21 protein-coding genes are annotated in these 23,993 nt (G+C 70.8%); 6 read left to right on the top strand and 15 right to left on the bottom strand.

What is annotated here, in order from left to right:
* Positions 1-22: 22 nt before the first annotated feature.
* Positions 23-1,306, bottom strand: coding sequence for an alginate lyase family protein (locus OG194_RS39250; protein WP_442811699.1), 1,284 nt, complete (start codon positions 1,304-1,306; stop codon positions 23-25).
* 122 nt (positions 1,307-1,428) lie between these two features.
* On the opposite strand from OG194_RS39250, the gene OG194_RS39245 reads away from it, so the two are divergent.
* Positions 1,429-2,844: a uracil-xanthine permease family protein gene (locus OG194_RS39245; protein WP_327405476.1), complete on the top strand. Its 1,416-nt coding sequence runs from the start codon at positions 1,429-1,431 to the stop codon at positions 2,842-2,844.
* Here OG194_RS39245 and OG194_RS39240 read toward each other — a convergent pair.
* Positions 2,826-3,944, bottom strand: coding sequence for a glycoside hydrolase family 6 protein (locus OG194_RS39240; protein WP_442811822.1), 1,119 nt, complete (start codon positions 3,942-3,944; stop codon positions 2,826-2,828). The genes OG194_RS39245 and OG194_RS39240 overlap by 19 nt on opposite strands.
* A gap of 147 nt (positions 3,945-4,091) precedes the next feature.
* On the opposite strand from OG194_RS39240, the gene OG194_RS39235 reads away from it, so the two are divergent.
* Both OG194_RS39235 and OG194_RS39230 read left to right on the top strand, forming a co-directional pair.
* Positions 4,092-4,778, top strand: coding sequence for a DUF5995 family protein (locus OG194_RS39235; protein ID WP_327405475.1), 687 nt, complete (start codon positions 4,092-4,094; stop codon positions 4,776-4,778).
* A 93-nt stretch (positions 4,779-4,871) separates the two neighbouring features.
* Complete coding sequence (locus OG194_RS39230) at positions 4,872-5,801, top strand: LLM class F420-dependent oxidoreductase (protein ID WP_327405474.1); 930 nt, start codon at positions 4,872-4,874, stop codon at positions 5,799-5,801.
* A 25-nt stretch (positions 5,802-5,826) separates the two neighbouring features.
* Here OG194_RS39230 and OG194_RS39225 read toward each other — a convergent pair whose 3' ends face one another.
* Both OG194_RS39225 and OG194_RS39220 read right to left on the bottom strand, forming a co-directional pair.
* Positions 5,827-7,539, bottom strand: coding sequence for a flavin monoamine oxidase family protein (locus OG194_RS39225; protein ID WP_327405473.1), 1,713 nt, complete (start codon positions 7,537-7,539; stop codon positions 5,827-5,829).
* 62 nt (positions 7,540-7,601) lie between these two features.
* Complete coding sequence (locus tag OG194_RS39220; protein ID WP_327405472.1) at positions 7,602-8,390, bottom strand: carbon-nitrogen hydrolase family protein; 789 nt, start codon at positions 8,388-8,390, stop codon at positions 7,602-7,604.
* A gap of 224 nt (positions 8,391-8,614) precedes the next feature.
* Between OG194_RS39220 and OG194_RS39215 the strand changes: the two genes are divergently transcribed.
* On the top strand, positions 8,615-9,514 hold the full coding sequence (locus OG194_RS39215; protein ID WP_327405471.1) for a DUF1963 domain-containing protein: 900 nt from the start codon (positions 8,615-8,617) through the stop codon (positions 9,512-9,514).
* Between the two features lie 455 nt (positions 9,515-9,969).
* Here OG194_RS39215 and OG194_RS39210 read toward each other — a convergent pair whose 3' ends face one another.
* The 5 genes from OG194_RS39210 to OG194_RS39190 are packed head-to-tail and all read right to left on the bottom strand — an operon-like array spanning position 9,970 to position 15,427.
* Positions 9,970-11,445, bottom strand: a complete 1,476-nt coding sequence (locus OG194_RS39210; RefSeq protein WP_327405470.1) for an HAD-IA family hydrolase — start codon at positions 11,443-11,445, stop codon at positions 9,970-9,972.
* 42 nt (positions 11,446-11,487) lie between these two features.
* A complete protein-coding gene (locus tag OG194_RS39205) occupies positions 11,488-12,567 on the bottom strand; it encodes an ABC transporter ATP-binding protein (protein ID WP_327405469.1) in 1,080 nt (359 codons plus the stop codon).
* Positions 12,568-12,570: 3 nt separating this feature from the next.
* Complete coding sequence (locus tag OG194_RS39200) at positions 12,571-13,389, bottom strand: ABC transporter permease (RefSeq protein ID WP_327405468.1); 819 nt, start codon at positions 13,387-13,389, stop codon at positions 12,571-12,573.
* On the bottom strand, positions 13,374-14,273 hold the full coding sequence (locus OG194_RS39195) for an ABC transporter permease (protein ID WP_327405467.1): 900 nt from the start codon (positions 14,271-14,273) through the stop codon (positions 13,374-13,376). Before OG194_RS39195 ends, OG194_RS39200 begins: the two co-directional genes overlap by 16 nt.
* Positions 14,270-15,427 (bottom strand): ABC transporter substrate-binding protein, encoded by a 1,158-nt coding sequence (locus OG194_RS39190; RefSeq protein WP_327405466.1) that lies wholly within the window; start codon positions 15,425-15,427, stop codon positions 14,270-14,272. Before OG194_RS39190 ends, OG194_RS39195 begins: the two co-directional genes overlap by 4 nt.
* A gap of 212 nt (positions 15,428-15,639) precedes the next feature.
* Here OG194_RS39190 and OG194_RS39185 point away from each other — a divergent pair, with 212 nt between their 5' ends.
* The gene (locus tag OG194_RS39185; RefSeq protein ID WP_327405465.1) at positions 15,640-16,380 is read left to right on the top strand and encodes a GntR family transcriptional regulator; all 741 of its coding nucleotides are present in this window, start codon (positions 15,640-15,642) and stop codon (positions 16,378-16,380) included.
* Between the two features lie 21 nt (positions 16,381-16,401).
* On the opposite strand, the gene OG194_RS39180 is transcribed toward OG194_RS39185, so the two are convergent.
* The 6 genes from OG194_RS39180 to OG194_RS39155 all read right to left on the bottom strand — a co-directional run bounded on the left by OG194_RS39180 (position 16,402) and on the right by OG194_RS39155 (position 22,167).
* Positions 16,402-16,830: a VOC family protein gene (locus tag OG194_RS39180; RefSeq protein WP_327405464.1), complete on the bottom strand. Its 429-nt coding sequence runs from the start codon at positions 16,828-16,830 to the stop codon at positions 16,402-16,404.
* A gap of 44 nt (positions 16,831-16,874) precedes the next feature.
* A complete protein-coding gene (locus OG194_RS39175) occupies positions 16,875-17,327 on the bottom strand; it encodes an Lrp/AsnC family transcriptional regulator (RefSeq protein ID WP_019059706.1) in 453 nt (150 codons plus the stop codon).
* Between the two features lie 10 nt (positions 17,328-17,337).
* Positions 17,338-18,813 (bottom strand): amino acid permease, encoded by a 1,476-nt coding sequence (locus tag OG194_RS39170; RefSeq protein WP_327405463.1) that lies wholly within the window; start codon positions 18,811-18,813, stop codon positions 17,338-17,340.
* Positions 18,814-19,241: 428 nt separating this feature from the next.
* Positions 19,242-19,637, bottom strand: a complete 396-nt coding sequence (locus OG194_RS39165; protein ID WP_327405462.1) for a hypothetical protein — start codon at positions 19,635-19,637, stop codon at positions 19,242-19,244.
* A 15-nt stretch (positions 19,638-19,652) separates the two neighbouring features.
* Positions 19,653-20,177, bottom strand: coding sequence for a GNAT family N-acetyltransferase (locus tag OG194_RS39160; protein ID WP_327405461.1), 525 nt, complete (start codon positions 20,175-20,177; stop codon positions 19,653-19,655).
* A gap of 547 nt (positions 20,178-20,724) precedes the next feature.
* Positions 20,725-22,167: a GuaB1 family IMP dehydrogenase-related protein gene (locus OG194_RS39155; protein WP_327407353.1), complete on the bottom strand. Its 1,443-nt coding sequence runs from the start codon at positions 22,165-22,167 to the stop codon at positions 20,725-20,727.
* Between the two features lie 205 nt (positions 22,168-22,372).
* Between OG194_RS39155 and OG194_RS39150 the strand changes: the two genes are divergently transcribed.
* On the top strand, positions 22,373-23,992 hold the full coding sequence (locus OG194_RS39150; protein WP_327405460.1) for an LPXTG cell wall anchor domain-containing protein: 1,620 nt from the start codon (positions 22,373-22,375) through the stop codon (positions 23,990-23,992).
* Position 23,993: the final 1 nt, after the last annotated feature.

Raw genomic sequence — 23,993 nt, 5'->3', positions numbered from 1 at the left:
CGCGCCCTCCGGGGTGGGCCGGTCAACCGGCGATCGAGTCCAGCTGCTCGGCCGCCGGGCGCAGCGCCCACAGGTCACCGCCGGGCGGCGCCTCCAGCTTCGGCACGGCGGCCTTCGCCTTCACGTCACCCGCGTCGGCCGCCGCGTGGACGACGTCGCTCGCCGCGTACCGGTAGAACTCCAGCTCCGGATGCGACCACGCGGCGGCCCCGGTCGCGGCCGGCAGCAGATAGTCCACCGCCTTCAACAGGCCCTGCCCGTCCGGCCCTTGATAGGTCCACAGATTCACGCCGACGTGCCGGCCGATGGCGGCGAGCCGGGTGTACGCGACCAGGTCGAAGGTCGAGTAGTGCCAACTCCGGGTCCGCGCAAGCTCCTGCGGCTGGCTGCCGTCGCCCGCGATCTGCGGGTCGATGCGTTTGGCGCGCGCGTCCAGGACGGTCCGCTTGGCCAGTGCCGTGTCCCCGGTCGCGTAGGCGAGGGCGGCCAACTCCATGTCGTAGAAGGTGCCGTGGTTGTTGGCCGCGGCTCCCTCCTCCTTGCCGAAGGCGCTGTTCTTCAGCCAGCCGAGGAAGTCGGAGTTCCAACCGGCCATCGCCGTACGGTCGTTCCTCGTCCAGCCGGGGGCGCCGGTGCCGAGGATCGCGATGGCGTCGACGACGCTGGTGTACGACTGGGAGAAGTCGATGATGCCGATGGCGCGGCCGTCGTACTTGCACGGGATGAACTGGGCGTGGTCCAGGTTGGGGTTCATCTTCGTGGCCGGGTCGAGGAACCAGGTGCGCAGGACCTGGTCGGCCTTGTGCGCGTAGCGCTTGTCACCGGTGTAGTACCAGGCGAGCGCGAGGTCGTAGGTCGAGTCGAAGACCTTCTCCACGTCCTGGCGGTCGGTTCCCGTGTCGACCTCGGGGTTGCGCTGGCCGTCGCGCTGAACGTACGGGCAGCCCCAGGGGTTGTCGGCGGTCGGGGTGGTCGTGGGCCACCAGTAGGGCGCCTGGCTCAGGTAGTCGTGAACATCCCCGCCAGGGGCGGGCTTTGGTTTGTCCACGACCGTCCAGGGGCCCTGGTTCAGCCAGTTGTCGGCGCGGGCCGTCAACTGCTTCACCGCCCGCCGGAGTTGAGGGTCCCCGCGGTCCAGGCGCAGCTTGGTCTGCTGGAGGCGGGTGCCGTCGAGGACGGCGGTGTGGGGGACGGCCGGCGCCGCGTGCGCGGAGGCGGAGGCGGAGGGGATGACGACGGCCGTGAGCGTGGCCACGGCGGCGAGAAGGATGCCCAGTCGGGATCTGGCACTCGACCTTGCACTCACCGATCAACTCCGATCAGGTATGTGAACACTGTTCATGAGTGGAACCGTGCGAGCGTAGAACCGCCAGGTAGCCGTGACAATGGTCCGGACCGATTTCACGTACAGAGAAAGCGAACCCCACCATGGACCTCGGCGTGCGCTGGAAGCTGCACGGTGACGGGCGGACGCCCGCGCCCGGAGCGGTCGTCCGCCCCGACGAACGCCTCTCCTGGCCGCGCACGATCGGGCTCGGCGCCCAACACGTGGTCGCGATGTTCGGGGCGTCCTTCGTGGCGCCGGTCCTGATGGGCCTGGACCCCAACCTCGCGATCATGATGTCCGGCGTCGCGACCGTGATCTTCCTGCTCGCGACCAGGGGCCGGGTGCCCAGCTACCTCGGCTGTTCGCTGTCCTTCGTGGGCGTGGCCGCGGTGATCCGCGCGCAGGGCGGGACCAGTGCGACGGTGACCGGCGCGGTGTTCGTCGTCGGGGTCGTGCTGTTCCTGGTCGGGGTCGCCGTGCAGCGGTTCGGGGCGCGGATCATCCACGCCGCGATGCCGCCGATCGTCACCGGCGCGGTGGTCATGCTGATCGGCTTCAACCTCGCCCCGGTCACCGCCGCGACGTACTGGCCGCAGGACCAGTGGACGGCCCTGCTGGTCATGGCGTTCACCGGTCTGGCCGTCGTCTGTCTGCGTGGTTTCTGGTCCCGCGTCGCGATCTTCCTGGGCCTGGTCTTCGGCTACGGCGTCTCCTGGGCGTTCGACCGGATCTTCGGCCGCATCCACTCGATGAGCGCGAGCGGCGAGGTCACCGACCACTGGCGCCTGAACCTCTCCGCCGTCGGCAGGGCCGACTGGGTCGGGCTGCCGTCCTTCCACGGACCGTCCTTCCAGTGGTCGGCGATCCTGGTCGCGCTCCCGGTGGTGATCGCACTGGTCGCCGAGAACGCCGGGCACGTCAAGGCAGTTGGCGAGATGACCGGCGACTCGCTGGACGACAAGCTGGGCACCGCGATCTCGGCGGACGGCGTCGCCTCGATGCTGTCGACCGCCGTCGGCGGCCCGCCCAACACGACCTACTCCGAGAACATCGGCGTGATGGCCGCGACCCGCGTCTACTCCACCGCCGCCTACTGGGCCGCCGCCGGCTTCGCGCTCCTCTTCGGCCTCTGCCCCAAGTTCGGCGCCATCGTGGCCGCGATCCCGGGCGGGGTGCTCGGCGGGATCACCGTCATCCTCTACGGCATGATCGGCCTGCTCGGCGCGCAGATCTGGCTCAACTCCGGTGTGGACCTGCGCAATCCGCTGAACCTGGTACCGGCCGCGGCGGGCATCATCATCGGCGTCGGCGGCGTCACCATCAAGTTCACCGACAACTTCACCCTCAGCGGTATCGCCCTGGGCACGCTCGTCGTCATCACCGGCTACCACGCCCTGCGCTTCCTCGCGCCCGCCCACCTCAAGACGGACCAGCCGCTGCTGGACGAGGGGACGTCGGCGTACGACTCACCGGGCGAAGCCGACACTGGCCAGCCGGGTCAGCGCGCCAAGTCGTAGGCGTACGACGCCGTGAACGTGCCGGCCGCGCCCCGGCAACCGTCCGACTCCCCCGGCAACTTGACCCACAGATAGCCGTCGATCCGCGCCTCCCCGGTGTTCAGCGTCGGCGCCCGGCCGATCTTCCGGCCCGCCGGATCGCACCACTGGCCGTCGGCCGGGGAGCCGTTGCCGTTGCGGCTGGTGTCGATGACCGCACCGAGACCCGCGGGACCGCCGAGGGCATCCAGCACCTGCCGGTCGTAGGCGATCTCGGCCGAAGTGGCGTGGAAGTTCGAGACGTTGCTGTAGATCCCGTCGGAGGAGTCGGCGGAGGCCGCGCCCGCCTGCTTGAGCAGGGCCGCCTGTTGAGCGGCCGGGTTCCAATCGGAGTGGCCCGCGTCGTAGTACACGCGGACCTTCGGGTCGGCGGCCTTCAGGACGCGGCCCGCGCGGGCCAACGCCTCGAAGCGGTCGGCGCGTTGGGCCTCGGAGAGGCAGTCGGCCTGGGCTATCGAGTCGGGTTCCAGGATGACCACGACCTCCCTGGAACCCAGCCCCGCCGCGAAGCTGTCGATCCACCCGTCGTACGCGTCGAAGTCCGAGGCCCCGCCCTCGGACGCCCCGCCGCAGTCGCGGTCCGGGATCGCGTACGGCACGACCACCGGCACCCGGCCCTGCGCGGCGGCCCCCGAAGTGACCGCGCGGACCCGGGAGGTGATCGTCGACGGTGTGAAGTCCGCGAACCACACCGCCGCCGGCTGATCGGCGATCCGGGACTCTATGACCTCGGTACGGGGGTCGTCGGGGTGAGCGCGGACCCAGTCGAGGACCTGGGACTCGGGGTGGCGGTAGAGGCTCGGGGAGACGGCCGCCGACTGCTTCCCGCCGGTCTTCGCGGGAGACGGCGAGGCGGTCTTCTTCGGCCGGGCGGAGGTGGAGGCCGAGGAACTGGCCTTTGCGGACACGGGTGTTGACGGCACGTCAGGCAACGGCACCAGCAGTGTCGCCCCGGTCCCGTCGGGCCGTGCCTCGTTCGCACCGCGCTCGTCGTCCAGCGCGTTGATCATCCCGGTCACGGTGCCGACCGCGACCACGACCGACGCGGCCACGACCAGCACGCTCCGTCGGGCGACCCGCCCGCGCCGCCGGCCCCGTGAACCTGACACGCTGCCGCCCCCTCCCGCGCACCGGACCCGTTCCCCCGTTCTGGGGAAGTGTCGGGCCCGGCGGCACCTCGGTCAGCCTAGGGCTGGGACGCTGCCCCCATGGGGCAATTGGCACACTTCACCACACCCGTGGACAAGGTCGTCTCCCGGCTGCGCGCGCTCGACGAGGAACTGCCCGCCCGGGACGGGATCGCGGTGTTCAACCGCGTCTATCTCGCCGTCACGGAGGCGGTCGACCGGAGCGTCGACGCCGGGCGGTTCGCGGACGCGCGGGCCGCGATCACGCTGGACGTGCGGTTCGCGGAGCGATACCTGGCGGCCGTGGACACGGCGGCCGACGGGCGCCGCCCGCCCGCCTGTTGGCGCCCGCTGTTCCAGCTCCGGCGCCATCCCGGGGTACGACCACTGCAGTTCGCCCTGTCCGGCATCAACGCGCACATCGGCCACGATCTCGCGCTCGCCGTCGTGGACGCCTGTCGCACGCTCGACTGCGAACCGGCCGAGCTGGAGGACGAGTTCGACCGCGTGGGCGATCTCCTCGTGTCGCTGGAGGAGCGCGTCCGCGAGGAACTGATGCCGGGGCCCGACCTGTTCCAGATCGCCGATCCGCTCACGCATCTGCTCGGCTCGTGGAGTCTGGAGCGGGCCCGCGAGGCCACCTGGACGGCGGCGCGGGCGCTGTGGGCGCTGCGTGGACTGCCGGATGTCGCCGAGGAGTTCACCGAACGGCTGGACGCGGCGGTGGGGTTCGCGGGCCGCATGATGCTCACGCCGCTGCCCGACTGAGGTGGCCTGATCCGGTCGACGCGCGAGCCGCCTCGGAATCCTCCGGTGATCGCCCTACGTTGACGGACGCACCCGACGCGAAGGAGCACCGGTATGACGACTCGGCTCGGCCTCAGCCTCCCCCAGATGCACCAGTACACCATCGGCACGGACGTTCCCGACGTGGCCCGCGCCGCCGAGGAGATCGGCTACGACAGCCTGTGGGTCTTCGAGCGGGCCCTCTTCCCTGAGCCGGCCACCCAGGGCCTGTACGGCATCGAGGGCCTCCCCTGGCCGGACGCGTACCGGAACGTGGCCGAGCCCCTGGTCACCCTCACCCTCGCCGCCGCGGTCACCGAGCGGGCACGGCTGGGCAGCAGCGTGCTGGTGGCGCCGCTGCACACTCCCTTCCAACTCGCTAAGTCACTGGCCTCGTTGGACGCGGCGAGCGGCGGCCGGGTGATCGCGGGCCTGGGCACCGGCTGGTCGCTCGACGAGTACGCCGCCTCCGGCATCCGGCCGTTCGCGGAGCGCGGCAAGGTCCTCGACGAGCTGATCGAGGTGTGCCGGGCGGTCTGGGGCCCCGACCCGGTGACGTACGACGGGCAGCTGACGAAGATAGCCTCCGCCGTGGTCGGCCCCAAACCCGCCCGGCCGATCCCGATCATGCTGGCCGCGGGCAACAAGAAGGCCCAGCGGCGACTGGTCGACCATGCCGACGGCTGGCTGCCGGTGGGCATGGGAGCGGAGCAACTCGCCGCCCAGTGGCGGGATTTGCAGGACCTGGCGGCCGAACGCGGGCGCACCGAACCGATCCAGACCGTCATGCGGGTCAACACCGTGTACACGGCGAAGCCCTACGACGGACCGGACCGCCAGCCCTTCCAGGGCAGCGCCGACCAGATCGTCGAGGACCTCGTGGCCCACGCGGCGGTCGGCCTGGAGGAGATCCTGATCGACCTCCAGACCACCCCGCGCGATGCCCAGGAGCTCAAGGACGTCGCCGCGGAGGTGTACGAGAAGGCACGGGCCGCCGGGGTCTGAAGAACTCCGGCTGACTGAACTCCCGTCAGTCCTCCGGCAGTTCGACCGGCGCGATCGTGTCGTAGACGTCCCCGGGACCGGGGTTGGTCGGGTCGGTCGTGCCGCCGAGTTGGTGCATGACGCCCCAGACCGCGTTCAGGGCGGTCTGGACGGCGCCCTCGGCCCAGCCTGCGGTCCAGGAGATGTCGTCGCCGGCGAGGAAGACGCCCCGCTTGTCCTCCGGCAGCCGGTCCTGCATGAAGTGGGTGAACAGGCGCCGCTGGTAGCGGTAGTGGCCGGGCAGGTTGGCCTTGAACGCACCCATGAAATAGGGCTCGTTCTCCCAGGAGACGGTCACCGGGTTGCCGATGACGTGCTTCCTGATGTCGACCTTCGGGTAGATCTCGCCGAGCGACTTCAGCATGACCTCCATCCGCTCGTTCGCGGACAGCGGCAGCCACTTGAGGCTGTCGTCGCACCAGGTGTACGAGAGGCAGATGACGGCGGGCCTGTCCGGGCCGTCGTCGAGGAGGTAAGTCCCGCGTGTCATACGGTCGGTGAGGGTCATCGACATGACGTCCCGCCCCGTCGGATTTCCCCTGTCGTCGACGGCCTTGTCCAGCCAGAACGGCCGGTCGACCGGAACGAAGAGCTTGCTCGACTCCATGTAGTGGGTGCGCTCGATCGCGGTCCAGTGGTCGATCGGGAAGAGCGAGTCGTCGCAGGCGATCTTGGAGAGCAGCATCCAGGACTGGGCGGTGAAGATCGCCGCCTGGTAGGTGCGGATGTCGCCGTTCGCGTCCGTCACCGTGATGCCGTTGCCTGCCGTGCGGTGCAGCCGGGTCACGGCGGGGCGGGGTTCGCCGCCCACGTGCAGCGAGGCCAGCGAGGTGCCGTAGGGCCAGTGGACGATCTTCTGCGGCTCGCGGTCCCAGAGGCGGAGCGGGAGTTGCTGGGAGCCGCCGACGATGCCGCGGTGGTGGTCGTCGGCCTCGGTGTAGACGACGCGCAGGATTTCGAGGATCGAGTTGGGGAAGTCGGTGTCCCAGCCGCCGGTGCCGAAGCCGACCTGGCCGAAGATCTCGCGGTGCCGGAAGGACTTGAAGGACGCGGAGTCGCAGAGGAAGCCGTAGAAGGTCTGGTTGTCGAGTTTCTCGACGAGCTTCGACCAGATCTCGCGGATGCGCGGGACGTCGCGTTCGCGCATGGCACGGTTCATGTCGGAGAAGTCGGCGCCCTCTTCGAGGCAGGCGTTCCAGGCGTGCATCACGTCGCGGTAGACCTGCGGGAGGTCGTCGACGGTGGTCGCGTAGTGCGACTCGCCCTTGAGGTCGACGACCGTCGAAGGGGTCGCCTCCGCAAGGGGGTTGGGGAACGGCCGGGTCTCAAGTCCCACCAGGTCGATGTAGTGCTGGAGGGCGGTGGAGGAGGGCGGGAAGCGCATCGCGCCCATCTCGGCGGTGAGGGAGGGGTCGCACCCGTCGAAGCCGACGGTCCGCAGCCGCCCGCCGATCTGGTCGGCCTCGTAGACGACGGGCTTGAGACCCATCTTCATCAGCTCGTAGGCGGCCACGATGCCGGACAACCCGCCGCCGATCACCGCGACTTCGGTGCCGTGCTCGGTCGCGGGTATCTGACCGAGGCCCGCCGGGTGGGCGAGGAAGTCGTCGTACGCGTACGGGAAGTCCGGCCCGAACATGGTGATCGGCGGCTGCCGCTCGTCGGCGTGCTGGACGGCGTTGGGCACCGTGGACGTCATGGGGTACGGACTCCTAGCGACAAAGCTTTGAAAGCTTTAAAGGGAAGGCGAAGGCTGGGGGTTCAGGCGAGGGACCCGTAGAGGCCGGGGCGACGGTCCGTCAGATACGGGTTCGCCGCACGGGAGTTGGCCAGGAACTCGGGGTCCAGGTCCGAGAGGAGGAGTTCCTCGCCCCGGCCGGCGCGGGTGCGGGCCACTCCGTCGGGACCGGCGAGGGTGGAGAGGCCGAAGAAGTCGAACTCCCCTTCCTGGCCGATGCGGTTGATGTACGCCACGTACATCTGGTTCTCCCAGGCCCGCACCGGGACCAGGGCCTCGGCGACGAACTGGAACGGGTGCATGTTCGCCGTCGGGACGAGGAGCAGGTCGGTGCCGGCGAGGGCGTGGGCGCGGACGGGCTCCGGGAACTCGACGTCGTAGCAGATCATCAGGCCGACGGTCAGGCCGTTCAACTCGGCCTGGACGACCGGCTGTTCGCCCGGTGTGAAGTGGGTGCGCTCGAAGTCGCCGAAGAGGTGGGTCTTGCGGTAGTTGGCGAGGCGGGTGCCGTCGGCGGAGATCAGCTGGGCGGAGTTGTACACGCCGTCGCCGTCGCGCTCGGGGTAGCCGTAGGCGATCGCGAGTCCGTGGCGGCCGGCGATGTCGGCGATCGTGTCGGCGGAGTCGCCGTCGGCGGGCTCGGCGAGGCGGCCGATGTCGTCGCCGATCGCGTATCCGGTGAGGAACATCTCCGGCGCGGCGAGCAGCGCGGCACCGCCGGCCGCGGCCCGGCCCGCGGCCTCGTCGAGGACCTTGAGGTTCTCGACGACGGAGCCGGGGCGGCCGGAGCTCTGGAGGAGGGCGGTGCGCATGTGTGTTCCTCACCGGTACGAAAAGGTTGAAGAGCCACCTATCGGGGCCCACCTAGACGGTACGGCTGCGGGGCCGGGCCGGACAAGAAGGAGCCGTTGCGCGCCGGTGAGCTGTTCGTTGCGTGCGGGCGGGGCGGAGCGGCGATTCGTTGCGTGCCTGGCGGGAGCCGGCCGTTCCCGGTGCGGCGAACCGGTTGTCAGACCCCGGGCGTAGGTTTCCGCCCATGAATTCTGACCTGATCAACCGGCTCGCACCCTTCCGCGCGGAAGCACTGGGGCGCGGGATACCGCCCGAGGACGTCGAACGGTGGATCGCCACCGCCCGCCCGTCCGGGACCCTCGTCACCGGCGGGGACGGGCCGGTCGCCGGCAGGTTCGGCGGACCGCTGCTGCTGCCCGCCGACGCACCGGACCCCTGGTTCCCGTTACTCGCCACCCTCGACTGCGCGGCCCTCCCCGAGGAGACGACAGGCCTCCGACTGCCGCCCGACGGCCGCCTGTTGCTCTTCGGCTTCCCCGAGATGACGTACTACGGCGGTACGGCCGGCGAGGTCGTGTACATCCCCGAGGGGACACCCGTCGAGGAGCGGAACACGAAGTACCCCTGCGTCTACGGCGAGGAGGAGGACACGTCCTTCGACGGCGCGACGCTCGCCGTCTACGAGCAGTTCCCGCGGGAGGAACTGCGGCTGGCGCCCGATGTCTCCCTGCCGTTCCACTTCCTGGCCCCGTCCCCCGAGGGCGGCGACGAGACCGTCACGCTCCCCGGTCATCCCCGCGCCTGGGACCTGGCCGAGGTGTGGGAGGAGACGTACGGCGACATCGTCGTCGACGGCCCGCTGCACATCGGCGGGTACGCCTCCCACGAGTGCACGGAGACGGACCCCGTCACGGACGCGGCGGCGGAGGCGGAGCAGGCGCGTCGGCACCGGGCCGCCGAGGCGACACCCGGGTCCGTCGACGCCACGGAACTGCCCGCCCCCGAGGAGTGGACCCTGCTCGCCCAGTGGGACATCGGTCTCAACGGGCGGGAGGGCGCCACCCTGCACTGGGTGATCCCGAAGCAGGATCTGGCCGAGCGCCGCTTCGACCGGGCGCACGTGTCGTTCTTCTGGAACCCCTGATGGTGCTCCGCTGGAAGGCCCGTGCGTCGACTGCGGGTCCGCTGTGGCTGGGCGCGCTGCCGGACCGCTTGTGTCACTTACGACGTGGTGTGCGATTGAGGGCTGGGGGTGCCGGCCTGGCGGTTCGGCTGGTGGGTGATCACCTCTCGGCGGCGCGGTCGAAGACCAGACCGTGGATCAACGCTGTTGCCGCATTGCTTCCTCGACCCTTGCCCTGGTCCGCTTTATCGTCCATGGGCCGGCTATCGGGACCGCAAGAGCAACCACACCCGAACTGACCAAGGTTTCGGTCCACGGTGTTCCGCTCTGCCTCCACACCACGATCGCCGACGCGGTAGCCACAGCGTCGACCCCGAGCAGGACTGCCCACAGGCGGCTCGTTGACATCGATCTATCAGACATAGGCCGTACCTTAGGGCTCGTAGAGGATCAACGTGTCGCTTCTCTACGAGCTCTTAACCGCGGGGCATCGCGAACACCGTAAGGACGGCCGCGTGGTCCGACGGCCAGCAGTTGGCGGACACGTCCGGCCATGGGCTCGGCGCGCCGACGACGAACGTCCGGGAGTCGAGCACGGTGAGCCCCCGGTGCAGGACGTAGTCGATGCGGTCCTGCGGCTCGGCGCGACCGCTGCCGTCCTCGTTCACCGGGTGGATCGGCGACCACGTGTGCCCGGGGTCCACGGCCGGATCCGGGTGGGCCTCCCGGTACGAGTCGCGCAACCCCGCCTCCGCCGCCGCCTTCGTCACCGGCCACTCCACGTCCGGCCAGTCCAGGTGCGAAGGGCTGTTGAAGTCGCCGACCAGGATCACAGGGACGACGTCGTCGGCCACCTCCGCGATCCTGCCGAGGGCATCCCGCATCAGGGCGAGCCGTACCTCCTCGTGGGCGATCAGCTCGGCGGCCGGAAGCCCGTCGTAGGCGGACTCGTAGGGGCCGTAGGGCGTGCAGTCGAGGTGGCAGGTCCACAGGTCGATCTCGCGGCCCTCGGCGACGGCGATCCGGACCCCGGCGGCGCCGTAGAAGCCGACGGCCGGGTCGCCGAAGCGGGCGGTGATCGGGTGGCGGCTGATCACGCCGAGGTTCTCGCCGGCGCGGTGGTGGTGCCAGCCGAGCGCCTCGGCGAGTTCCTCGGCGGCGGTGCCGCCCGTCTCCTGGAGGCCGACCACGTCCGCGCCGGTCTCCGTGATCGCCTTGAGCTGCTTGGTGCGGTGGTCGTCGACCTCGCTGCCGCCGAGCCAAAGGTTCCAGGTCAACACGCGTAGCTCGTACGGCGGTTGGTGCGTCACCATCGCGCGCAGGTCCGCCGGGGTGACCCCGACGAGACTGTCCCGTACGGTCCGGCCGGGGGCCGCGTCGATCGGGGCCAGCGACGGTACGGCGAGGACCGCGCAGCCGGCCGCCTCGGCGGAGCTGACGCCGGTCTGGGTGTCCTCGACGGCCACGCAGGCCGCCGGGTCGACGCCGAGGGCGCGGCAGGCGGCGAGGTAGGGGTCGGGGGCGGGCTTGGTGAGCCCGGTGTCGTCGGCGGTGACGGAGACCGCGAAGCGGCCCGCGCCGAGGGCGTCGAGGACGGTGTCGGCGACCGCGCGGGGGGACGCGGTGACGAGGGCCGTGGGGACGCCGTCGCGGGCGAGGGCGTCGAGGAGGTCGAGCGCGCCGGGGCGGGGCACGATGCCGGTGCGGACGCGGGTGGCGAACTCCCGGTGCAGGGCGGCCGCGAGGTCCGCCGCCGACCCGCCCGTGGCCTGGGCGAGCCAGTCGGCGGTGTGCTCGACCGGGCGGCCGAGCACCTCCGGCTGGTCCGCGTCCGTCAGGGTTCTGCCCGCGACCTGCTCGACCGCCTCCCACCACAGCCGCTCGGTGTCGACGAGCGTTCCGTCCATGTCGAACAGGACGGCCTGGAGCGGGAGTTGGGCGTGGGGGGTCACGTTTCTCTCTTTCACTGCGGGTTCACAACGGGCCGGTGGGCCCTACGGGTTGACGCGTTCTGCCACGAGGACCGGCCGTTCCGGCAGCGACACGCGTACGGCGACTCCGGCGCCCAGCGTGGTGGCCTCGTGCGTGGGCAGGTCGGCCTTGACCTCGGTGCCGTCGCCGAGTCGCACGCTGACGCGGACGACCGCGCCGAGGAACGCGGTGCCGACGACACGCGCGTCTCCGGCCTCGTCGGCGTGCACATGGATCGCCTCGGGCCGTACGAGCACGTCGACTTCGGGTCCGGCCGGCGCCTCGCCGTCGACCGGCAGCCGCTGGCCGAGGACCTCCACGACCCCGTCCGAGAGCTGCCCCGGGAGGCGGCTCATGGTGCCGACGAACTCGGCGACGAAGGCGGTCGCGGGCCGGCCGTACAACTCGGCCGGTGCGGCGCACTGTTCGAGCTTTCCGGCGCGCATGACGGCGACCCGGTCGGCTATGGACAGGGCCTCTTCCTGATCGTGCGTCACGAAGAGGGTGGTGATGCCGAGTTCCTGCTGGAGGCGGCGGATCTCCTCGCGCAGGGACAGCCGTACCTTGGCGTCGAGCGCCGACAGCGGCTCGTCCAGGAGCAGCACGCGCGGGCGTAGGGCGAGCGCGCGGGCCAGGGCGACGCGCTGCTGCTGGCCGCCGGAGAGCTGGTGCGGGAAGCGCTCGCCCTTGTCGCCGAGCCCGACGAGGTCGAGCAACTCGGCCGCGCGGGACCGCCGTTCGGCCGTACGGACCTTGCGCATGCGCAGGCCGAAGGCGACGTTGTCGAGGGCGTTGAGATGCGGGAAGAGGCTGTACGACTGGAAGACCATTCCGGCGTCGCGGCGATGGGCGGGGACGTCGGTGACGTCCTTGCCGTCGACCAACACCTCGCCGGAGGTGGGGTGTTCGAAGCCGGCGAGCATGCGCAGGGCGGTGGTCTTGCCGCAGCCGGAGGGGCCGAGCAGGGCCAGGAACTCGCCGGGCTGGACGGTCAGGTCGAGTCCGTCGAGGGCGATCGTGGGGCCGAACTCCCGGCGCAGGGCCCGGAATTCAACCGTGGCCGCGTTGTCCGTGGCGGTCTTCTCAAGCGTGGTGGCGGTCATGGTTCATCCCCGGGACGAAGCGGTTTTGTCGCGCCCGCCGACACCGGCGAGCGTGAGGAGGAGTGCCCAGGTGACGACCAGGCTGAGCACGGAGACGGCGACGGAGAGCTGGGCGTTGGACCCGCCGACGCTGTAGATCCACACAGCGAACGGCTGGAAGCCCAGGAGTTGGGCCACGGTGAACTCGCCGAGCACCAGGGCCAGGGTGAGGAAGGACGCGTTGAGCAACGCCCCGCGCAGATTGGGCAGTACGGTCCGCACCAGCGCCTGCGGCCAGTTCGCGCCGCAGCTGCGGGCGGCCTCGACGAGGGTCTTCACGTCGATCGCCCGGAGCCCGGAGTCCAGCGCCCGGTACACGAAGGGCAGCGCCATCACGACGTAGGCGAGGACGAGGATGAAGGGGAAGCTCGGGTTCTGGATGGCGACGAAGGTCTCGAACAGCGGGGTGCGCGAGAGGTAGTCGGGGCCCCACTTGAGGACGGTGGCGATACCGGCGACGAAGGCGATCGGCGGCACCACCAGCGGCAGCGAGCAGATCACCTCGACGACGGGGCGCAGGCGGGGCGCGCCGAGCCGTAGCGCGACCATGGCCGGGACCATCAGAAGCAGCACTATGGCGATGGTGGCGGCGGCGAGTTCCAGCGAGAGCACCAGGCTGGAGGTGAAGCCGTCGGCGGAGACGATCTGGGTGTAGGCGTCGAAGGTGACGCCCTCCCCCGGCACGTCGACCGTGAAGACCACCGACGCGGCGAGCGGCACCAGGAAGTACAGGGCGGCGAGGCCGAGGACGACCCACCGCCAGAGGTTCAGGCGTCCAGCCATCGCGCGCTCCGTCGTTGCAGGGGCAGGTACACGGCCATGACCAGGCCCGCGACCAGGACCATGTCGAGGCTGAGGGCGAGGGCGACGTTCTCCTGGCCGACCAGCACGTTGCCGGAGATCGCGTCGGCTATCTGGAGGGTGACCAGCGGGACCGAACTGCCCACCATGGCCGCGGCGGTGGCGTACGCGGCGAACGCGCTGCCGAAGAGCAGCACGAATCCGCCGAGCAGGGACGGCGCGAGGACCGGCAGGGCGACGTGGCGCCAGTACTGCACGCCGGTGGCGCCGTTGTTCTGGGCGGCCTCGCGCCACTGGGTGCGCAGGCCCTCCAGGGCCGGGGTGATGGTGAGGACCATCAGCGGGATGAGGAAGTACAGGTAGACGAGGACCAGGCCCCAGAAGCTGTAGAGGTCCCAGCCCTTGTCCTTCAGGCCCAAGTGGGTCGTCAGGACACCGGCGTTGCCGAGGGTCGCGACGAACGCGAAGGCCAGCGGGACACCGCCGAAGTTGGCGAGGACGCCGGACGCGGTGAGCACGGCCTCGCGCAGCGCGCGGAAGCGGGAGGTGACGACGACCTGGGCGAGCGGCAGCCCGAGCAGGGTGCCGAGGGCGCCCGCGAGGGCGGACAGCTTGACGCTGCCGATCAGCGCGGTGAGGTAGGCGCCCTTGAGTGATTCGGTCAGGTTGGCGGTGGTGTACGAAGTGGCGCCCGTCGTCTGGTTCTTGACGGTGAAGGCGCCGTTCAGCATCGCGACGGCGGGCACCCCGAAGGCGACCGCGACGAACACGAGCAGCGGGACCACGGCGATCCAGCTGGGGACGCGGCGCCGCCGCTTCACAGAAGCGGCGGCACCCACGTCGGCCCGCGTGAGCGTGGCCGTCATCCGGAGACGGCCTTCGCCCAGCCGGACGCGATGACCGTCTTGGCCTTGCTCTGCTGGGCCTCGGTCGGGAAGGACGGCGTGCCGGAGACCTGCGGGAGCTTGGCGGCGGCGGTCTTGTCGAGGGTGCCGGCCGACTCCATGGAGGTCATCAGCGCCGGGCGCGCGTACCCCTTGAGCCACAGGTTCTGGCCCTCGGCGCTGTACAGGTACTCCTGCCACAGCCGCGCGGCGGCCGGGTGCGGGGCGTCCTTGTTGATCGCCTGGGAGTAGTACTGCGAGAACTGGCCGTCGCTGGGCACCGACACCTTCCAGTCGACGCCCTTCGACTTGAACTCGTCGGCGTAACCGGCGTTCAGGTAGTCCCAGTCGATGGAGATGGGCGTCTCGCCCTTCTCGACGGTGGCCGGGGTCGACTCGACGGGCGTGTAGTTGCCGTTCTTCTTCAGCTTGGCGAAGAAGTCCAGGCCGGGCTGGATGTCGTCGAAGGAGCCCTTGTTGGCGAGCGCCGCCGCGTACACGCCGCCGAAGGCCGAACCCGACTTGGTGGGGTTGCCGTTGAGGGCGACCTGACCCTTGTACTGCGGCTTCAGCAGGTCCGCGAAGGTGGTCGGACAGGTCGTCACGCGCTTGGCGTCGCAGCCGATGGAGATGTAGCCGCCGTAGTCGTTGAACCACTGCCCCTTCGGGTCCTTCTGGCCCGCGGGGATCTGGTCGAAGGAGGCGACCTTGTACGGCGCGAGCAGGCCCTGCTGGGCGGCGCTCAGCGCGAAGGAGGAGCCGAGGTCGAGGACGTCGGGCGCACGGTCCTGGCCCTTGCGGGAGGTCACGGCGTTGATCTCGTCCTGGCTGGAGCCGTCCGGGTTCTCGTCCGTGATCTTGATGCCGTACTTCTTGGTGAAGCCGTCGATGAGGGCACCGTAGTTGGCCCAGTCGCGGGGCAGCGCGATGGCGTGCAGCGTGCCCTCCTTCTTGGCCGCCTTCACCAGGGCGGCCATGCCGCCGAAGTCGGCGACGGAGGTGGCGGTGGCGGCGTTCTTGCCGTCGGCGGTGGTCGACGAGTTGGTGGGAGCGGCGCCACAGGCGCTGAGGGCAAGCGCGGCGACGACGGCGAGGGATCCACCCAGGACGGCGTTTCTCGGCGGGGACACGGTCACGGTCTCTCCAGGGGTGCGCACGACGGTTTGAGCAGAGCGGAGAACTTGTCTGAACAAGTTGGCCTCAGTACGCCCGCCGATGGTGTCTTGTTCGTAAACATTGGCGAAACCGTGACCCCTTATTCCCTGCACACTCCTGGCTGACACGGATCACCGAGGGAACTCGACTACGCTGCTCACGCTGTGCACAGTGGCCAACTCGGAGGGGAAGCATGACGGCGCGACACGAGGAGATCGCCGACGAGCTGCGCAGGGCCATCGACCGCGACGAGTACACAGTCGGCAGCCTGCTGCCCGCGGAGACGGACCTCGCGGCGCAGTACGGCGTCTCGCGCGGCACGGTCCGCCAGGCCGTCGCGGCCCTCACCGCCGAGGGGCTGATCGGCTCCCGCCAGGGCGCCCGCCGGGTGGTGCTGGCCAGCCGCCGCAGCCAGAGTTTCGCGGAACTGCGCAGCTTCGCCGAGTGGGCCCGCGCGATGGAGCGCGAGGCCACCGGGCACGTGATCGCACAGGAGTACCGCCCGGCCACCGCCGAGGACGCCGTACGTCTCCAACTCACCGCGGGAACCCCCGTGTTGCACGTCCTGCGGGTCCGCGGCCTGGACGGCGAGCCGGTCCTCCTGGAGCGGACGGTGTACGCCGACTGGATCTCCCCCGCCGTCGAGGCGATCGAGCCGGAGTGCCCGTCGGTGACCCAACGCCTGTACGACGACACGGGGTTGGTCTTCGCCTACGGCGAGCACGTCATCGACGCCGTCGCCGCTGGCGCGCAGGACGCGGAGCTGCTGGGCATCCGCCGGACCAGCCCGCTGCTCCGGGTCCGCCGGGTCACAACGACCCGTGAAGGGCGCCCGGTTGAGTGGTCGGACGACCGCTACCGCTCGGACGCGGTGAGCTTCAGCGTGCACAACTCGATAGGGAACAACGCGCTGGCACGCAAGACGGCGGAGTGAGCCCGGGGGCGGTTCGGGTGCTCAACCGGCCGCCACGCAGAACTCGTTGCCCTCGGGGTCGGTCATCACCACATGGTGTCCGTCGAACTCGGTGAGCACCCGGCCGCCCGCTTCCACCAGCCGCGCGGCCTCGGCTCTGATCGCCGCCCAGCGCTCCTCCGGGCCGCCGCGCACCGGCACGCGGATGTCCAAGTGCAGCCTGTTCTTGGCGGACTTGGGCTCGGGAACCTTGAGGATGGAGAGGCGCGGGCCGACGCCGTCGGGGTCGCAGAGCCAGGCGCCGTCGTCCTCGGAGTCGTCGTCCACCGGATCGAACTGCGCGGCCCACTCGGCACGCGTGGCGAAGGGAGCGGGCGGTGGCTCGTCGACGTAGCCGAGGGCCGTCTTCCAGAACGCGGCGAGGAGCGGGGCGTCGTCGCAGTCGAGAGTGAGATCGATCCGTGCTGCCATGCCCTCGACCGTACGGCGCGCCACTGACAGTCGCCCCTGCGCGCTTACGTCGGCGAGCCCGACGAGAATCGCCGGAGCAGCGGCGACAGCACCAGCACCGACTTCGTCCGCTCCACGAACGGCTCCCCCGCGATCCGCTCCAGGACCCGCTCGAAGTGGCGCATGTCGGCGGCGAAGACCTGGACGACCGCGTCCGCGTCGCCGGTGACGGTGGAGGCGGCCACGACCTCCTGGTAGCGCTCCAGGCCGCGTCGGATGGTGTCCGGGGAGGTGTTGTGGCGGCAGTAGATCTCGACGAACCCCTCGGTCTCCCAGCCGAGCGCCGACGGGTCCACCCGTACGGTGAAGCCGGTGATGGCGCCGGTGGCCCGCAGCCGGTCCACGCGCCGCTTCACAGCGGGCGCGGACAGGCCGACGAGCTGCCCGATGTCCGCGAAGGAGCGGCGGGCGTCCTCGGCGAGGGCGTGCACGATGCGTTCGTCGAGTTCGTTCAGCACGGTGGATCGATCACTTCTCGGGTGGTGCGGTGGGTGCCAGGCGGGAGCGGCGGTGGCCGTATACGAAGTAGAACACGAGCCCGACGGCCATCCAGATTCCGAAGACCACCCAGGTGACGGCCGAGAGGCTGCCCATCATCCACACGCACAGCCCGAAGCCGACGGCGGGCAGCACCGGCGACAGCGGCACGCGGAAGGTGCGGGACATGTCGGGGCGGGTCCGGCGCAGCACCACGACGGCGATGTTGACCAGCGCGAAGGCGAAGAGCGTGCCGATGCTGGTCGCGTCCGCGAGCCGGCCCAGCGGGATGGCGGCCGCGAGGACCCCGCAGAACAGGGACACGATGACGGTGTTGGCGCGCGGCGCCCCGGTCTTCGGGTGGACCTTCCCGAACACCTTGGGGACCAGCCCGTCCCGGGACATCGCGAAGAGGATGCGGGTCTGGCCGTAGAGCACGGTCAGGACGACGCTCGCGATGGCGATCACAGCGCAGGCGGCGAGGAGAGTCCCCCAGAAGGACTGGCCGGTGACGTCGCGCATGATCTGGGCGAGGGCGGCCTCGGAGTCGTTGAAGCGGCGCCAGGGCTTCGCGCCGACGGCGATGGCCGCGACGAGGACGTACAGCGCGGTCACGATGACGAGGGACAGCATGATCGCGCGGGGCAGGTCGCGCTGCGCGTTCTTCGCCTCCTCACCGGCCGTGGAGGCGGCGTCGAAGCCGATGTACGAGAAGAAGAGCGTCGCACCGGCCGCGCTGACGCCGGCCATGCCGAGCGGCATGAAGTGGTCGTAGTTGCCGGACTTGAAGCCCTGGATGCCGATCGCGCAGAACAGCACCAGGGCGGCGATCTTCACGCACACCATGACCGTGTTGGCGCGCGCGGACTCCTTGGCGCCGCCGAGCAGGAAGGCCATCGCGAGGAGTACGACGATCAGCGCCGGGAGGTTGAAGACGCCGCCGTCGCCGGGCGGGGCGGACAGCGCGTCCGGGATGGTGACCCCGATCGTCCCGTCGAGGAGTTCGTTCAGGTACTCGCCCCAGCCGACGGCGACGGCGGCGACCGAGACGCCGTACTCCAGGATCAGACACCAGCCGCAGATCCAGGCGATCAGCTCGCCCAGGGTGGCGTAGGCGTACGAGTACGAGGAACCGGCGACCGGGATGGTGCCCGCGAGTTCGGCGTAGGAGAGGGCCGAGAACAAGGCGGTGAGGCCGGCGATCACGAAGGAGAGGGTGACGGCGGGACCGGCCTTGGGGACGGCTTCGCCGAGGACGACGAAGATGCCGGTGCCGAGGGTGGCGCCGATGCTGATCATCGTCAGCTGCCAGAGCCCGAGCGAGCGCCGGAGCGAGCCGCCCTCGCCCTGGCCGCCCTCGGCGACCAGCAGTTCCACGGGCTTGCGGCGCATAAGACGCGCACCGAGCCCCGGGGACGGCTCGGCGGTCTGGCTGCGGTGGTGCGGGGGTGCGCCTTGGTCGAGCACGCGGGGGCTCCTTGTCGCTGCCGGGCATGGCGGCAGGGACCGGCGGCACGGGGATCCGCCGAGCGGGGGTCCTGCCGCGCTGGGTACAGCGCTTGACCCTACGAGCCCGGGCGTCCTGGTCGTAATGAGGCAACCTTGCGCGTCTTCGCAAGATCGTTGCGTTCGTGGGACGCGGGTGTTGATTCGTTGCGCGGTGGGTGTGGGGCGTTGCGGGGTGGGTTGCTGGGCGGTGGCGGGGGCGGGTTGCTAGGCGGTGCGGGCGTGGGTTGCTGAGCAGTGGCCTGGTGCATTGTGAGCGGTACGGGCGTGGGTTGCTGAGCCAGTGCGGGGTGACTATTGGCCGTTTCGCGAGGCCTCTCGCGGAACCCCGTTGCGACGCCCTGGTCAGCCCTCTCCCCTGCCTGGTTCGGCTTTCGGCGATGCCCTGTTCAGCCCTCGTCCGGCTCCCCCGCGAGGGCCCGCGCCGCGGCCAGGTCCTCCTCGTCGAACCCGATCCGCCCCGGCTGTCCGAACACCTCCGCCTGCGCGTCGATCCACCGCGTGTGCGCCTCCCACGCGGCCTGCTTGCTCATGCCGAGCGCGGCCCCGATCTGCGTCCAGGACGCACCGGCCTCACGGGCCGCGCGGACGGTGAGCTGACGGCCGTAGGCGGCCTTGCGGGCGACGACCTCGCTCAGGGCGAGCAGTTCCAGCGTCTCGGTGCGGTCGAGGGCTTCCGCGTCGCTGCCGAAACCTGCCAGGGACTCGCGGCTGCGGAGGTGGTCGAGGCGGGAGACGGCGGTGAGGAGGGTGTGCTCGGGTTCGACGCTCTGGGGTGTGGTCATGGATGCAGCGTTACGTCAGGGCTGCTTGACGTCAAGGGGGCCTGACGGCAGCTCCTTGGTGAGGAAGGTGCAGGGGTCGGCACACTCGCGTATCGCCCCGTCGCTGTCCTCGTACGACCAGCGGTCCACGTAGTCCGTCAGGGGCCGGTAGCCGAGGCGGGCGTAGAGGTCCGCGGCCCTCGGGTTGTCGGCCGCGACGCCCAGGCCGAGGACCGTACGGCCGTGCTCCCGGGCCAGCTCCTCGGCCCGCCGGATCAGCGCGCCGCCGATGCCGCGCGAGCGCAGCTGTGGGGGCCATACGGCGAGACCGTTGAGTTCCGGGCAGCCGGGCAGGGCGGCCCGCACCTCGGGAGCCGCGCAGCCGTCCCAGATAACCTCCGCGTGACCGACGGGCAGGCCGTCCAACCAGGCGACGAGATACGTGCCCCCACCCGTTCCCTGCCGCGCGAACCGGCGGGCGTGGGTCGAGACGGCCCCCGGCGAGCCGATGTACTGGTCGAGCAGCGCCACGTCGGCGGCCCGGCACACGGCGATCTCCATGCGCCCGACGGTAGCTTCCGGGCCACGCCGACGGCCTCCGAATATCCCGGGGGCCGGGACAACAGGGGTCACAGAGAAGGGAGTTGATCGCTCCGGCCCACGTGCTGCGGCTCGCCCCAGGACAGTGACCGCCGCAGCACGCCGACAGCCCCCGACACACCACGGCGCGCAGAACAACAGGAACCGCGCGAAAAGGAGTTGGTCACCTCCAGCCCACGCGTGACGACTTGCCCCAGGGCGACAAGTGCTGCGGCACGCCATCGACCCCCCGAAGCACCCGGGACGCCGGGACAACAGAGGCCGCACGAAGGGGAGTTGGCCATCCCCAGCCCATGCGCAACAGCTCGCCCCGGGACGACAACCGGCGCCCTACACCCATGCCCCCGAAACATCCCGACGCCGGGACAACAGAGGCCGCAGAGCAGGAGGTTGACCACCTCCAGCCCACGCGCGACGCCTCACCCCAGGACGACAACCGCCGCCCCACTCCCACGCCCCCGAAACATCCCGACGCCGGAACAACAAAAGCCGCAGAACAGGGAGTTGGTCAGCTCCAGCTCGCGTGCAGCGGCTTGCCCTCCGCGTAGCCCGCCGCGCTCTGGATGCCGACGATCGCGCGCTCGGCGAACTCCTCCAGGGAAGCGGCGCCGGCGTACGTGCAGGAGGAGCGGACGCCCGCGATGATCGAGTCGATCAGGTCCTCGACGCCCGGGCGGGCCGGGTCGAGGAACATGCGGGAGGTGGAGATGCCCTCCTCGAACAGTGCCTTGCGGGCGCGGTCGTAGGCCGACTCGTCCGACGTGCGGTTGCGGACCGCGCGCGCGGACGCCATGCCGAACGACTCCTTGTAGAGGCGGCCGTTGGCGTCCTGCTGGAGGTCGCCAGGGGACTCGTACGTGCCCGCGAACCACGAGCCGATCATCACGTTCGACGCACCGGCGGCGAGCGCCATGGCGACATCGCGCGGGTGGCGGACCCCGCCGTCGGCCCACACGTGCTTGCCGTACTTCTTCGCCTCGGCGGCGCACTCCATGACGGCGGAGAACTGCGGCCGGCCGACGCCGGTCATCATGCGGGTGGTGCACATCGCGCCGGGGCCGACGCCGACCTTGATGATGTCGGCGCCCGCCTCGATGAGGTCCTTGACGCCCTCGGCGGCGACGATGTTGCCGGCCACGATGGGGACGTGCGGATCGAGGGCGCGGACCTGCCTGATCGCGCTGATCATCGACTCCTGGTGGCCGTGCGCCGTGTCGATGACGAGCGTGTCGACGCCCGCGTCCAGCAGCTGCTTGGCCTTCTGCACGAAGTCGCCGTTGATACCGACGGCGGCGGCGATGCGCAGCTTGCCGTCCGCGTCCACGGCGGGCGAGTACAGCGTGGCGCGCAGGGCGCCCTTGCGGGTGAGGATGCCGGCGAGCTTGCCGTCCTTGTCGACGGCGGGCGCGTAGCGGCGGTTGGCGGCGTCCAGCCTGTCGAACGCCTCGCCCGGGTCGATGTCCGCGTCGAGCAGCAGCAGGTCACGGGACATGACCTCGCCGAGCTGCGTGAAGCGGTCCACACCGGTCAGGTCCGCGTCGGTGACGACACCGACCGGGCGCTGGTCCTCGTCGACGACGACACCGGCGTTGTGCGCGCGCTTGGGCAGCAGGGCCAGCGCGTCGGCGACGGTCTGGTGCGGGGCCAGCCGGATCGGGGTGTCCAGCACGAGGTGGCGGCTCTTCACCCAGGACACGACCTCGGTGACGACCTCGATCGGGATGTCCTGCGGGATGACCACGAGGCCACCGCGCCGGGCCAGCGTCTCGGCCATCCGGCGCCCGGCGATGGCGGTCATGTTGGCGACGACCAGCGGGATGGTGGTGCCCGTGCCGTCCGGGGAGCTGAGGTCCACGCCCTGACGCGATCCGACCGCGCTGCGGCGCGGCACCATGAAGACGTCGTCGTACGTCAGGTCGTACGGGGGCTGGATGTCGTTGAGGAAACGCACGTGCTGCACATCCCAGTCGATCAGAGGTGGTCCCCGGACAGGTCAGCCAGGGGGAAGAGCACGTACTTCATTGTCCCATGTCGGGCGTAGTGCCATGCCTCGGATCATCGTCCAGGCAGGTCGAGGGCGCCCCTGGAGGAACACCCGAACGAACCTGTGATGCAGATGTGGGCAACCTTCGGGACACCTCACGTATCGAACGGGCATGACCTTCCACCGCACGGTGCTCGGGGCGGCGCTCGCCGCCGTGGTGCTGGCCCTCGCGCCGGGAACCGCGGCCCTGGCCGCCGGCCCCTCCCCCCTGCCGACGCAGCCCTACGCCGTGATCGACGCGGACAAGCAGCTCAACGTGGGTGCGGCGGCGCAGTCGGTCCACGTGGGCTGGACGTTCTACGACGGCGGGGCGAACGTTCCCGTGCAGACGAACGAGACGCTCGTCATCGATGCCCGGGACCTGTCCGGCGTCGCGAGCGTCGCGGTGGACGACCCGAGGTGCACGACCGCCGGGCAGCTCCTCACCTGCGTCGACAAGGACACCGCCCAGCAGCCCTACGTCGACTTCACCGTGCGGGCGGACAAGGGCGCCGCCGTGGGCGCCACCGGCACGCTCAAGTACACCGTCTCCGCCGACCACGGCACCGGCGCGACCGCGGAGGCGAAGGTGGTCGTCGGCGTCCCGGATCTGGTCGTAGGCAAGGTTCCGGACGTGACGCACGCCAAGCTCGGCTCCCGGATCGAGCTTCCGCTGCGGCTGCGCAACACCGGGGATCTGGCCACCGACCGGCGCATCGTGCTGCGGTGGGAGTCGACGGGCGGGCTGGTCTTCGACCGGAAGTTCACCAACTGCGCCTACGGCGACGGCGACGACCCCGTCGAGCCCGGCAGCCAGGCGTCCGTCACCTGTGTCTTCACGGCCCCCGTGGCCGCGGGCGCCACCGTCGAACTGAGCAGCCCGCTGACCGCGACGGTCGGCGAGCACGTCCTGACCGCCGTGACCGACTACTCGGCCGAGCTCCTGAAGCCCGGCGTGGACCCTGGTGGCGGCAGCTACCCGGGCACCGGGCCCGCGCTCACCCTGGTGCCCTCCTCCGGTGCGGGGGACGGTTTCGAGAGCGGTGCCACGGGCCGGGTCGACGTCTCGACCGACAGCTCCGCGGATCTCGCGGCCACCGCAGCGGTGACGCCCCGCCGCACGGCCGACGAGTGGACCCTGACCCTGAACGCCGTGAACCACGGCCCGGCCTCCGCGTACGGCGTCGGCAACAAGGCCGTCGCCCTGGTCGACGTGGTCCTGCCCAAGGGCACGGTCGCGACCGGCAACGCCTTCGAGGAAGGCGAGGACGGTCCCTACGGCGAGTGCTTCCTCTGGGTCGGCGACACCAGGACGGCACCCTTCGCGGCGGGTCACCGGCACTACGTGTGCCCCGTGCCGCGCGGTGTCGCCGCCGGGAAGAGCCAGCTGTTCGTCCTGTGGGTGAAGGCGGCCAAGGACTACACCGGCGCCAAGGGCACGGCGACCGTACGCCCCGGCCCGGCGGGCATCGTCCTCAACGACCGGAACGCCGCCGACGACAGCGTGACGTTCGCCTTCGACACGGCGGGCGCGTCACCGACGTCGAGCACGTCGGCGTCCTCGCCGACGTCCGGCACGCCGGGACCGTCGGACGGTGCGTCGGCCACACCGACCGCGACGGCCGCGCCCGGCGGCACGCTGCCCCACACCGGCACGGGTCCCATGGCCCTCATCGCCACCGCGGCGGGCGGGGCCGTGGTGCTGGGCTCGGCGGCGCTCCTCGTCGCCCGCCGCAGGCGCAACTCCTGCTGAC

This window comes from Streptomyces sp. NBC_01288 (assembly GCF_035982055.1).
GTDB lineage: Bacteria > Actinomycetota > Actinomycetes > Streptomycetales > Streptomycetaceae > Streptomyces.
This window is presented reverse-complemented; position numbering and strand designations above follow the sequence as displayed.

Coding starts and splice junctions, on each gene's coding strand:
- OG194_RS39245 (WP_327405476.1), top strand. CDS start 1,429: ATGGACCTCGGCGTGCGCTGGAAGCTGCACGGTGACGGGCGGACGCCC.
- OG194_RS39235 (WP_327405475.1), top strand. CDS start 4,092: ATGGGGCAATTGGCACACTTCACCACACCCGTGGACAAGGTCGTCTCC.
- OG194_RS39230 (WP_327405474.1), top strand. CDS start 4,872: ATGACGACTCGGCTCGGCCTCAGCCTCCCCCAGATGCACCAGTACACC.
- OG194_RS39225 (WP_327405473.1), bottom strand. CDS start 7,539: ATGACGTCCACGGTGCCCAACGCCGTCCAGCACGCCGACGAGCGGCAG.
- OG194_RS39220 (WP_327405472.1), bottom strand. CDS start 8,390: ATGCGCACCGCCCTCCTCCAGAGCTCCGGCCGCCCCGGCTCCGTCGTC.
- OG194_RS39215 (WP_327405471.1), top strand. CDS start 8,615: ATGAATTCTGACCTGATCAACCGGCTCGCACCCTTCCGCGCGGAAGCA.
- OG194_RS39205 (WP_327405469.1), bottom strand. CDS start 12,567: ATGACCGCCACCACGCTTGAGAAGACCGCCACGGACAACGCGGCCACG.
- OG194_RS39200 (WP_327405468.1), bottom strand. CDS start 13,389: ATGGCTGGACGCCTGAACCTCTGGCGGTGGGTCGTCCTCGGCCTCGCC.
- OG194_RS39195 (WP_327405467.1), bottom strand. CDS start 14,273: ATGACGGCCACGCTCACGCGGGCCGACGTGGGTGCCGCCGCTTCTGTG.
- OG194_RS39185 (WP_327405465.1), top strand. CDS start 15,640: ATGACGGCGCGACACGAGGAGATCGCCGACGAGCTGCGCAGGGCCATC.
- OG194_RS39180 (WP_327405464.1), bottom strand. CDS start 16,830: ATGGCAGCACGGATCGATCTCACTCTCGACTGCGACGACGCCCCGCTC.
- OG194_RS39165 (WP_327405462.1), bottom strand. CDS start 19,637: ATGACCACACCCCAGAGCGTCGAACCCGAGCACACCCTCCTCACCGCC.
- OG194_RS39160 (WP_327405461.1), bottom strand. CDS start 20,177: ATGGAGATCGCCGTGTGCCGGGCCGCCGACGTGGCGCTGCTCGACCAG.
- OG194_RS39150 (WP_327405460.1), top strand. CDS start 22,373: ATGACCTTCCACCGCACGGTGCTCGGGGCGGCGCTCGCCGCCGTGGTG.